At 63.3% G+C, this 9,306-nt stretch carries 13 protein-coding genes and 3 pseudogenes; 4 read left to right on the top strand and 12 right to left on the bottom strand.

Annotation, left to right across the window (positions count from 1 at the left end; translation table 11 throughout):
• Positions 1-470: SDR family NAD(P)-dependent oxidoreductase (locus CAF53_RS24195; protein WP_242443618.1), on the top strand; the 470-nt coding region annotated here is incomplete at its 5' end.
• A gap of 33 nt (positions 471-503) precedes the next feature.
• On the opposite strand, the pseudogene CAF53_RS29250 reads toward CAF53_RS24195, so the two are convergent.
• The 8 genes and pseudogenes from CAF53_RS29250 to CAF53_RS28445 all read right to left on the bottom strand — a co-directional run bounded on the left by CAF53_RS29250 (position 504) and on the right by CAF53_RS28445 (position 6,112).
• Positions 504-1,102: pseudogene (locus CAF53_RS29250) on the bottom strand (tyrosine-type recombinase/integrase).
• Positions 1,103-1,210: 108 nt separating this feature from the next.
• Positions 1,211-2,100, bottom strand: a pseudogene (locus tag CAF53_RS24180) (transposase); the annotation flags it as partial.
• 166 nt (positions 2,101-2,266) lie between these two features.
• Positions 2,267-2,698, bottom strand: a complete 432-nt coding sequence (locus tag CAF53_RS29125) for a Tn3 family transposase (RefSeq protein ID WP_100239850.1) — start codon at positions 2,696-2,698, stop codon at positions 2,267-2,269.
• Positions 2,699-2,737: 39 nt separating this feature from the next.
• Complete coding sequence (locus CAF53_RS29120; RefSeq protein WP_197707567.1) at positions 2,738-2,953, bottom strand: ATP-binding protein; 216 nt, start codon at positions 2,951-2,953, stop codon at positions 2,738-2,740.
• Between the two features lie 207 nt (positions 2,954-3,160).
• A complete protein-coding gene (locus CAF53_RS29115) occupies positions 3,161-3,391 on the bottom strand; it encodes a hypothetical protein (protein ID WP_277949219.1) in 231 nt (76 codons plus the stop codon).
• Between the two features lie 196 nt (positions 3,392-3,587).
• Positions 3,588-4,843 (bottom strand): annotated as a pseudogene (gene istA, locus CAF53_RS24165) (IS21 family transposase).
• A gap of 63 nt (positions 4,844-4,906) precedes the next feature.
• Positions 4,907-5,509, bottom strand: coding sequence for a hypothetical protein (locus CAF53_RS24160; protein WP_157801360.1), 603 nt, complete (start codon positions 5,507-5,509; stop codon positions 4,907-4,909).
• A gap of 231 nt (positions 5,510-5,740) precedes the next feature.
• A complete protein-coding gene (locus tag CAF53_RS28445; protein WP_242443617.1) occupies positions 5,741-6,112 on the bottom strand; it encodes a hypothetical protein in 372 nt (123 codons plus the stop codon).
• 47 nt (positions 6,113-6,159) lie between these two features.
• Between CAF53_RS28445 and CAF53_RS28440 the strand changes: the two genes are divergently transcribed.
• Genes CAF53_RS28440 through CAF53_RS24145 form a run of 3 tightly spaced genes read left to right on the top strand, consistent with a single transcriptional unit; the run spans position 6,160 to position 7,572 of the window.
• Positions 6,160-6,450 (top strand): hypothetical protein, encoded by a 291-nt coding sequence (locus CAF53_RS28440; RefSeq protein WP_242443616.1) that lies wholly within the window; start codon positions 6,160-6,162, stop codon positions 6,448-6,450.
• 16 nt (positions 6,451-6,466) lie between these two features.
• Positions 6,467-6,898 carry a replication initiator protein A gene (locus tag CAF53_RS28435; protein ID WP_242443615.1) on the top strand — a complete coding sequence of 144 codons (432 nt, stop codon included), beginning with the start codon at positions 6,467-6,469 and terminating at the stop codon, positions 6,896-6,898.
• The gene (locus CAF53_RS24145; RefSeq protein WP_347337872.1) at positions 6,847-7,572 is read left to right on the top strand and encodes a replication initiator protein A; all 726 of its coding nucleotides are present in this window, start codon (positions 6,847-6,849) and stop codon (positions 7,570-7,572) included. Before CAF53_RS28435 ends, CAF53_RS24145 begins: the two co-directional genes overlap by 52 nt.
• A 95-nt stretch (positions 7,573-7,667) precedes the next feature.
• Here the strand turns inward: CAF53_RS24145 and CAF53_RS24140 are convergent, their stop codons facing one another.
• From CAF53_RS24140 to CAF53_RS24130, 4 genes are all read right to left on the bottom strand, one after another.
• Positions 7,668-7,952: a ribbon-helix-helix domain-containing protein gene (locus CAF53_RS24140; RefSeq protein WP_100239845.1), complete on the bottom strand. Its 285-nt coding sequence runs from the start codon at positions 7,950-7,952 to the stop codon at positions 7,668-7,670.
• A complete protein-coding gene (locus CAF53_RS24135; RefSeq protein ID WP_242443627.1) occupies positions 7,952-8,395 on the bottom strand; it encodes a hypothetical protein in 444 nt (147 codons plus the stop codon). Before CAF53_RS24135 ends, CAF53_RS24140 begins: the two co-directional genes overlap by 1 nt.
• A complete protein-coding gene (locus tag CAF53_RS28430) occupies positions 8,301-8,585 on the bottom strand; it encodes a ParA family protein (protein WP_242443614.1) in 285 nt (94 codons plus the stop codon). Before CAF53_RS28430 ends, CAF53_RS24135 begins: the two co-directional genes overlap by 95 nt.
• A 119-nt stretch (positions 8,586-8,704) precedes the next feature.
• Positions 8,705-9,304: a transcription elongation protein SprT gene (locus CAF53_RS24130; RefSeq protein WP_242443600.1), complete on the bottom strand. Its 600-nt coding sequence runs from the start codon at positions 9,302-9,304 to the stop codon at positions 8,705-8,707.
• Between the last annotated feature and the right edge of the window lie 2 nt (positions 9,305-9,306).

The raw sequence follows: 9,306 nt of genomic DNA, 5'->3' as shown, positions 1-9,306 counted from the left end.
AGCTACAGACCGAAATTGACGAGCGGTTCAATGTGCCGTGCGAGATTATAGTGGCTGATCAACGTGAAATCGAGGGCAGGGAGAAAATCGCGGCTAAGGTTGCAGAATTGCAAGTAACAGCCGCTTTGTTGGTTGCCGGAATGACGAGCGTTGGTTCATTTGATGCAGGCCGTGCCGACACTTATGCCGAGGTAATTGAAACAAACATACTCGGTTTCACGGATTTGCTGGCTCGCCTGATTGCGATTTTCAGGGAGCAGCCGTTTGAATCCTCAGTAATCGCCGTGTCGAGCCTGGCGGGCGAAACATCCGTGCCCTTCCAAGCGGTCTACGGCGCGTCGAAAGCCTATGTGAGCACCCTCATGCGAGCGCTTTCCGTGGAGCTTGCCGGGACGGGAGTGAGTGTTGGGTCTTTTGCACCCGGTGGAATCGACACAGACATGGCTGCCCTCAGCGATTTGGCCCCGTGACCGCGAAGCTGTGCAAATTGGCCATTTGGGGTTTCAGCGCCAGAGTCCCTCGAACCGGCGTCCGGCCGTACGCGTGTAGCGGACGGTATGTTTGGGGTCACGGTGGCCGAGATAGTCCTGGATCAGCCGGAGGTCGTAGGCGCGGTTCGCGAGCGCGAACCCGCACGAGTGGCGCAGCATGTGCGGGTTGACCGGCGGCAGGCCGGCGCGCGCCGAGGCTTGGGTCAGCAGGTAATTTACGGCCTGACGGGTCAGCTGAGCCCCGCGCTCAGACACGAACAGCCAAGGCAGGTGATCGTCGCGCCCGCTGAGGTAACGCCTGATCGCGCGCAGTTCGTCGCTGCGATCGGCTGTTCGACTGACAAACCGTTTTTGAGGCGACGCACCCACAGGCGCGATACGGCAACGTCGACCTCGTCGCGCCGCAGCGCGGTCGCCTCACTTACACGGAGCCCATGACGATACATCATGAGCAGGAGCAGGTGGTCGCGCGGTCCATGACGGCCAGCCTTGGCGGCATCGAGGCGGTCGATTTCGGCTGCGGTGAGGAAATCCTTGCGGCGTTCGTGAGCATCAGCGGCCGCATCGGCGCCACTCTTTACATTTCGCCGGCTGATCACCTTCTCAGCCATGCTGCGTTCTCCTTGGCGCATCGCCTTACTGTCGGAGCTACTCTTGACGAAATACGCCTTTTGTAAAGAGTGAATAGGCCGGTCGAGGTTTACGCGGCTATTCTTGCCTCAATGTCGAGCCGGCGCTCCATGTTCAGGTCGAACGCGCCATACGGGCTGACATGCGCCAGATGAGGGAGTCAGCCCACGCTCGTCCGCCGCGGTCATGCGCCCTCGCCAGCGTTCCTCGGCGAGTACGCGCTGGAGCATCAGCGTGTTGACGTACACGAGGCAGGACTGGAGGAGGTGCAGCGCCGCGACCGACGCCTGCTGGTCGTCGAGCCGATTTGATGCGACCTCGCCGCCTCGGCCAAAGAAGATGAAACCGTTGGCTGAGTTCCAGGTCTCGACGACGTTCAGCCCTTCGTTGATCTCGCGACGCAGGGCCTCGTCGTGCAGGTAGCGGCAGAGAAACGCGGTCTTCATCGCCTTGCCGAGCTCGGCAAGCGCCTTGTAGGTCGGGTGCTGGACGTTGTTCCTCGTGAACCGCCGGAGGATCGCCTCCGGATCGGCGGTGCGCTCGGCCATCGCGGTCGCGTAGCGGACCATCTCGTCATACTGCCGCTCGATCAGCGCCCAGTCGATCGGGCGCGTCAGGATGCAGCCGAGGTTGGGGTAATCGTCCGCCGTGCCGGTCCCGGGCAGATAGAGCTTCTGGCCCGCGATCGCCTTGAGGCGCGGTAGCAGCTGGAACCCAAGCAGCTTGCAGAACGCGAACGCCACCTCGCTCTGCCGTGGCTGTCGACGTACTGGCGATCGACCTCCATCTCGGTGTCATGCGCGAGAACGCCCTCGATCATCGAGGCGACCTCGGACGACGAGCAGCGCTTCAGGCGCGAATGGATGCACACCGACTGGCGCTCGACGTGCCAGTAGATCATCACGCCCCGCCCGCCGTAGCGCACGTGCCACTCGGTCATCAGGTTCTGGTCGAAGGCGGCGAAGTGCTTGCTGTCCGATGCGCACGCGGTCGTGCCCTCGCCCCAGACCGCCGGATCGCGCGCGGCGAGCGTCGCGTTCCCACGCGCCTGGTCGCATCCCGCAAGGACTCGGCGTCGATATAGCGGCGGCGGGTGTGGAGCAGCTCCTTATAGGTGAAGCCGTGGTCGCCGACGACGAGGCGCTTCAGCCCGCGTTGGTGCCAAGGCCGTACAGGCAGAGCAGCAGACGCCGCCGGACCTCGTCGGGGTCCGTCGCCTCGCGCGATGCCGCCGTCGAGAATGCCTGGGTGAAGCCTATGCGGAGGTCCGCCTCCTTCAGGATGTCGAGCAAACCCATCGGCCAGCGGCGGCCGAGTTCGCCGCCGAGCGCCTCGAGGGTGGGGGGTGCCGGAAGGGGATCGAGCGGGGTCACGACGATCGGGTGACGCCGGCGCGGATTGAGTTTGACCTTGGTGTTGCTCGGCATACCGGGATCGAGCACCGCCAATGCCTGCTCCATCTCCGCCTTTACGGCACAGGTGAAGGCGCGCGCGTCGGTGGTAAGGCCGAGCCGCTCATAGCACTCCGCCCGTCGTTCGGTGTCAACGGGCGCCGAAGATTCCGCAAAAGTGGGCATCTAAAATTCCCTAGTTTGGCGGGACGGTTGTGTCGGTGATCAGCCGTGATGGAGATCGGGATTTTCCTTTGCTGGCGGGCGGCCACGCCGTTTGGGCAAGGGCGGCGGGTTGATGGACGGTGCCATGCGCGCATGCTCGGGCAGCAGGTCAGCGTGCTGTCGCATGCGATAGCTGGAGCCCTCGATCTGGATGACCACCGCGTGGTGAAGGAGGCGGTCGAGCAGCGCGGGCCACCACCGGATCGCCAAAGACATCACCCCATTCGGCAAAGCCGCGGTTGGATGTCAGGATCATAGCGCCCTTTTCGTATCGGGCATTGACGAGTTGGAAGAACAGGTTGCCACCGCCCGGCGTAACAGGGAGATACCCGATCTCGTCTACGACGAGCAGCGCGGATCGGCATAGGAAGCGGATCCTTTCGCGCAGCGTGCCCTCCCGTTCCGCCTTGGTCAGTGAAGCGATCAGATCGGCGAGCGGATGAAGTAGACGCTCTTGCCCGCCTTCACGGCCTCGACTGCAAGAGCAGTGGCGATATGGCTTTTTTCCGGTACCGGGCGGACCCAACAGATGCACCACCTCGGCCCGGTTGATGAAGTCCAGGCCAGCGAGCGCCAGGATGCGGTTCCGGTCGAGCGATGGCTGGAAGGAGAAGTCAATCCGTCCAGCGTCTTGATGATCGGCAGCCTTGCCATGCGCAGGGCCGCCTTGATCCTGCGGTTCTCCCGGAGCGATAGTTCTTCGTTCAGCAATATGTCGATGGCCTCGATGCCATCGATTTTGCCCTGCTCTATGCGCGCAGGGTGGCGCGAGCATCTCCAGAGCGCGTGGCATTTTGAGATGGACCAGGCTGCGGCGGATATTATCGACGCGGGATGCGGCACCCCTTGGTCATGGCCGTTCTCCCCGCGCCAGTTGGCTGCCGATCGCCTGATAGATGGCCAGGGAGCGCACAGCGACATGCTCGCCTATACGACCGATGGCGATTACTCTTTGCCATGGATTACGGCGCTTGCGCCGCTGCCGCCTGTCCGATGCGCAGGATCGATCCTACACTGCCGACGCCCCTCAAGAACCGGTGCTCGGCAATGGACCTGGCCCAGGTCTACGATCCTGATCTTGTCAGGCAACTGCTGGATTCGACGACGCGCCGAGTGCGATCGGGAACGCTGTAGTAATTGCCGCGACAGAGACCATCCCATCATGGCTGACGCGGCGCTCCAGCTTCAGAACGGCGTCAAAGCGACCCGCCGGAGCAGCTGCAACTCAGGCTGCTCGGCGGCGAAGGCTTCAACAATAATCCGCTGCGTCGTCCCGTGGACACGGACATTGGCGACGGTATCGAGCCAGTCGATTAGCTGGACATTGAGATCGTCCAGATTGCGGAAGCTGCGGCCCAGGAAGAAGTCCTTGCGGATATAGCTGAACGGCCGCTCGACCTTTCCCTTGGTCTTGGCCGATAGGGACGGCAGGCGCGTGGCACGAAGCGGTAATGCCCCGCCAGGCCAGCAATGATCGATTGTAGATGATATGGCCCTGATCATCTTCGCCGGTTACGGCGGTTTTCATGCGATCGTAGAGGATTTCGATCGGGACGCCACCGAGCGCTTCAAAGGCCTGCATATGACAGCGCAACAGAGTTTGGAGATCCTGGTGCATGACGTAGCGTGCAAACAGGAAGCGCGAATGTCCCAGCACCAAGCTGAATAGCCAGACGATCCGGCTGACGCCGGGCTCATCGGTAAATTCGACGACGAACCGGGCAAAGTCGACCTGTGCCTGCACGCCAGGCGGCGTCTCGAACCGAACCTCGAAGGGCTTGGGGCCGTTTTCCGGTCGAATCGCTGCCAGGAACCGCTTTACCGCAGTATAGGCGCCCATATACCCCAGCTCACGGATTTCCCGCGTCAGACGCGCCGCCGTCAGATCGGGAAAGGCCACCACTCGCTCACGCAAAATTCTAGATAGGGTGCCAGTTTGTTCGGTCGACCCAGCATGCGTGGGCCGTAAACCGGGGCCTCGACACCCCGTTCGATATATTTTCGGATGGTCTTGGGATCGCGACCAGTGCGTCGGGCAATGGCGGATATCGATACGCCCTGCCGATGTAATTCGAGGATCATCATCAATTCTCCAAGTCGGATCATCGGCCCCGTCTCCGCGTCTGCAAAGGAGATGAGGACAATGTCGGCTCATCTCATTCTGCCGGGCTAGCCCCGGCAGAATGAGATGAAGGGGCCACCAACTAGGGAATTTTCAAAGCCCACTTTTGCGGAGAATTGCATGACGATGACATTCGGCGAAGTCAGCAGGCAGATCGTCGTCGGGGTTGCGGAACCGCCGGCGCCCGTGACCCACACCTCCTTGCACCGAAGCTTCTCGCGCAGGGTCTGGAGCACGCAGATCTCGTAGTTGATCCTGTTGACCCGCTCCGAGCCGTCCGGCGCTTCCTCGATCACGATATCGCGCCACTTGGGCCGCACGACGCCCTCGATCGCGACCTCCGCCGTGCTGAAATACTGCCGTCCGTCATTCTCGGCCGCGCGGATCTTCGCCAGCGCGTCGGTGAGCGGCTTGTGTGCGCTGTTGTTCGAGCGGAAGTCGAGCGCGGCGAGGAGCTTCGGCATCATGCGCCGGTAATAGGCGCCGTAGGAGGCGCGGACCGCTTTGTGGACGCGGCGCGCCGGCGCCGAGCCGGTGGCGAGCGCCTCCTTGACCAACGCCTGGAAAGTGCGCTCGTCGACCACGGGAAAGATCACCTCGCGCACGGAGCCGTCGGGCGCGCCGGTGACGGCGGAAGCCACCTTGAACAAGATGCCGGTCTTGCCCCTGACCGCCCTTGCTTCCTCCAAGAGCTCGGTCACGACGCGCCGCTCGGCCTTGACCGTGATGCGGTGCGTGATCTGGATGAGCAGGTCGACCAGCCCGTCGACGATCTCGGCCTCGCGCGGGACGCAATAGAAGGCGAGCAGCGGCAGCCTGATACGATCCGGGTGCGGCGAAGCTCCCAGGCGCTCTCGACCGCGGCCGCCTGCGGAATCGCTTCACAAGGTCGGGATGCACGCCGCGAGCAACTCTGCCGATAGTTCAAGTCCACGAACCAACTCGAGCTTGGCGATCTCGGCCAGCAGGCTGTCGAGCCCGGGCTTTCCGGGATCAGCGGACAGCCGCGTATAGGCCGCGCCCTCACCATCGTCGGCGAGCAGTGCGTTCAGGCGCGAGCGGGCTCCATCGTCAAGGCGATCACCGACGGCGGCGAGCATCGCATCATCGTGGCCGGCGCGAAGCGAGCGGACCAGTCGGTCGAGGCGGTACGATCCGGGCCTGACAACCCGCCGCGCGGCGAACCATCCGGTGATCTCGTCCTCAAGCGCGGACAGTGTCGGCTCGCGGGGAGCATGTCCGACAGCAGCCACGACCGAAACGCTGCCTCGGCCGCATGGTCAAAGGTGCCGACCGCCAGATGATCGAGAACAAGCTGGCGGTGCCGGCGTCCCGAGCGACCGGTGAACGCGTAGCTCTCGACGTCTGCCTCGACGCCGATCTGGCCGGCGAGATGCGCGATCACGGCCGGGGCGAGGTCCGCTTCCTCATCTGGAAAACGGCCCTGCGACCGCCAGAACGCCAGCTGACAGGCGAGCCCCAGCTTACCGGCATCAGCATTGCCAGCGATGAACGCAACATCGTCGGCGACAGCGTCCAGCGTTCACCCAACTCGTCCACCGACCACAGTCGCTTCATGCACGCCCCCTGATCCACGCCGCAGCGGCATGCTAACCCGGATCACCGGACGCGCGAAGCCAAATGGCCATTTTGCACAGCTTCGCGGTCACGGGGCCGACTCGCGATCAACCGCGCTCATCCCCGAGCGCCACCCGCAACATGATCTGTTCATTTGCGATGTGGGCGACGCCGTTCTGAAAGACGTGATGCCGCAAATGGAGCATCCGTTCTATTCGCTCTCGAAGAAGCCTGAGACGGCCGTTCGCCGCTATGAGCATAACGGTAACTGGCTTGAAGTAACGCCAAGCGTGAAGGGCCTCGCGACGATCTACGACAAGGATATTCTGATCTATTGCATTTCGCAGATAATGGCGAAGCTCAAACTGAATGAACCTGTCTCACAGCGCGTGCGGATTAGCAGCCGCGAATTGCTTGTGTTCACCAATCGCGGACTGCTGGCAAGGATTACAAGGCGCTGATCGAAGCTCTCGATCGACTGGAAGGGACACGCATCCGCACCAACATCGTCACCGGCGATGAAGAGCAGGTGGACGGCTTCGGCCTGATTGACGCGTCCGCGATCCGCCGCAAGCACGGGCTGGACGGGCGATTGCTCTATTGCGAGGTCAAGCTGTCGGATTGGGTGTTCAACGCGATTCGGCATAACGAAGTGCTGACGCTCCACCGCGATTATTTCCGGCTGCGCAAGCCGATCGAACGCCGGATATACGAGCTGGCGCGCAAGCATTGCGGCCAGCAATCGAGCTGGAAGGCATCGGTTGAAATCCTGTTCAAGAAATCCGGCTCCCAAGGAACCGAAAGGCGCTTCCGCTTTGCGATCAAGGAGCTGGCCGAAAGCGATCATTTGCCCGACTACCAGGTGGAGTTCGACCCCGAGACGGACATGGTGACATTCACCAATCGGGGCTCGATGAAGGCTGCGCTGACGGCCCCTGCTGCGGAGCCTTGGACCGGGCCGCTCGATGGCGACATTTTTGGTGACGCGCGCAATGTCGCGCCAGGCTGGGACGTTCATTATCTCGAACGCGAATGGCGGGAATGGCTGGGCGAAAACGAGATAGCCCCGAAGAACCCGGAGCGGCATTTCATCAAGTTCTGCCAGAGCTGGTTCGAAAAGCGCGGGCGGCCGTGATCCGGCCCGGCGCTGGCTCGCTATGAACCGTCCTGACCGCCTGCTAACCCATTCAGCCCCATCCCAGTATAGGCGTATACAGGTATACGCTGACGCTAACTGGTGATGCGGCCCCTCCCCTTCTTCACGAACAGGTCGTCCAGCGCTTCGCCGAGCAGCTTCTGAACCGTCGTGCCCTCTTCGGCCGCGAGGATGCGGAGCTGGGTGCTGACCTCGGGCGGGAAATGTCCGCCGATCAGCTTGGTGCCCTGTCGGCCGCTCGGCGCGGCCTTCTCGCTGCTATCCGCCGGAGAAGGCGTAGCCAGCGGTGCCGGGGCCGGCTCGCCGCCGGCCTTGGCGCGGTCGAGCATCGCTTGCAGGGAATTGCCGCCCTTCGCCATCACGCCGCCTCCTGCCGGAATAACTGTATATCTGTATACTCGTATAGCCGTCGTATTTCCTCGGCGGCGGGACCGTGTGGCTCGAACTCCTGCACGGCTTGGCCGGCAGCCTGGGCGCGGAAGAAGGCTTTGCGGCTGCCGATCGTCACCGGGCAGACGCTCGCCCCCAGCTCGGCGACGGCCTTGATCGCATCGCCGGTTTCCTGGCCCTGGGGCGGCACGAAGGTCAGCACGACGGAGAAGGGGCGATCGAGCTGGCGCACGACGTCGAGCGTGTGGGTCATGCTCATGGTGTCGAATACCGCCGTCTTGGTCGGGATCAGGATGAAATCGGCATGGCGGGCCGCTTCATAGGCAACGTCGCGCGCGACGGCCGCACCGTCGATCACGACAAGATCGGTGCCGGCGTCGGCGCACGCCTTGAGCATCGCCGGCAGGCGCACGGGCTGGATCGAGGCCACGGCCGGGGGTGTCGAGCTGGCGAACGTCTTTCCAGAACGAAGCCGTCGCCTGCGGATCGAGGTCGATGATCGCAACCTCCTTGCCGGCTTGCTCGGCCGCGACCGCAAGGCAGGTCGCCAGCGTCGTTTTGCCGACGCCGCCTTTCTGCGAAAGGATGGCGAGAACCTTCATGCGACACTCCTACGGGTATAGTCCTATACCTGTATACAGGTTCATTACGGAAGGAAAGTGGGCACGCGTCGCTGAAATGACGATAAGGGCGGCGCTGATTCTGAAATGACGATCGCGCCTCACGCCTCCGGCTCGGGATCGTCCTCGTCGAGCGGATCGTGCTGCATCGGCCCATGCCCCTCGATCGGGCAGAGCGGCGCGCCGGCCTGTTCCAGCCATTTGCGCGCGGTCCTCACCGTGTAGCCGCACGTCGCGCAGTCGCATTTGAGCAGCCGCGTGGTTTGCTTCTTGGGCGCGGTCGTTTCGCCGGCGGTGTCGAGCCGGGCATGGAGAAGGGGGCCTGCCGCATCGAGGATCGGTGCCACGCTCGCCAGGAACGCTTCGCCCGGTGTGGTGGCGCGCATCGGCCCGACCAGCCCCAATCCCAACACGACCCGTTTAAACGTCTTCCCATGCCCGGCCGGGATGCCGACAGCGGCGTGGACCAGCTCGTGCGCGAGGATCGCCGCGATCTGCGCCGGCATGGCGTCGGGCGCGTAGGCGAGGTCCGGCCGGATGAAAATCTCGAAATGGCCGTCACCGCTCAGCCGATTATCCCAGCACTCGCCGATCGCCTTGCCTTTGGCGCCCCGACTGGTGAAGCCGATCGCGACCCGCGCGCGCGCGGGCAGGGGGGCCTCAAGCGGGGTCCATCCCCGCAAAAGTACCGAACGCGACATAG

The sequence above is a fragment of the Sphingobium sp. LB126 genome, assembly GCF_002795205.1.
GTDB classification, from domain to species: Bacteria; Pseudomonadota; Alphaproteobacteria; order Sphingomonadales; family Sphingomonadaceae; genus Sphingobium; species Sphingobium chungbukense.
Note: the sequence above shows the minus strand (reverse complement) of the source record. Positions and strands in the feature narration are given on the sequence as shown.

Bases quoted from the DNA above. Each gene is read 5' to 3' on its own strand.
- CAF53_RS29125 (WP_100239850.1), bottom strand. From the start codon at position 2,698: ATGCCCACTTTTGCGGAATCTTCGGCGCCCGTTGACACCGAACGACGG.
- CAF53_RS29120 (WP_197707567.1), bottom strand. From the start codon at position 2,953: ATGTCTTTGGCGATCCGGTGGTGGCCCGCGCTGCTCGACCGCCTCCTT.
- CAF53_RS29115 (WP_277949219.1), bottom strand. From the start codon at position 3,391: ATGGCAAGGCTGCCGATCATCAAGACGCTGGACGGATTGACTTCTCCT.
- CAF53_RS28440 (WP_242443616.1), top strand. From the start codon at position 6,160: ATGATCGAGAACAAGCTGGCGGTGCCGGCGTCCCGAGCGACCGGTGAA.
- CAF53_RS28435 (WP_242443615.1), top strand. From the start codon at position 6,467: ATGCTAACCCGGATCACCGGACGCGCGAAGCCAAATGGCCATTTTGCA.
- CAF53_RS24140 (WP_100239845.1), bottom strand. From the start codon at position 7,952: ATGGCGAAGGGCGGCAATTCCCTGCAAGCGATGCTCGACCGCGCCAAG.
- CAF53_RS28430 (WP_242443614.1), bottom strand. From the start codon at position 8,585: ATGAAGGTTCTCGCCATCCTTTCGCAGAAAGGCGGCGTCGGCAAAACG.
- CAF53_RS24130 (WP_242443600.1), bottom strand. From the start codon at position 9,304: ATGTCGCGTTCGGTACTTTTGCGGGGATGGACCCCGCTTGAGGCCCCC.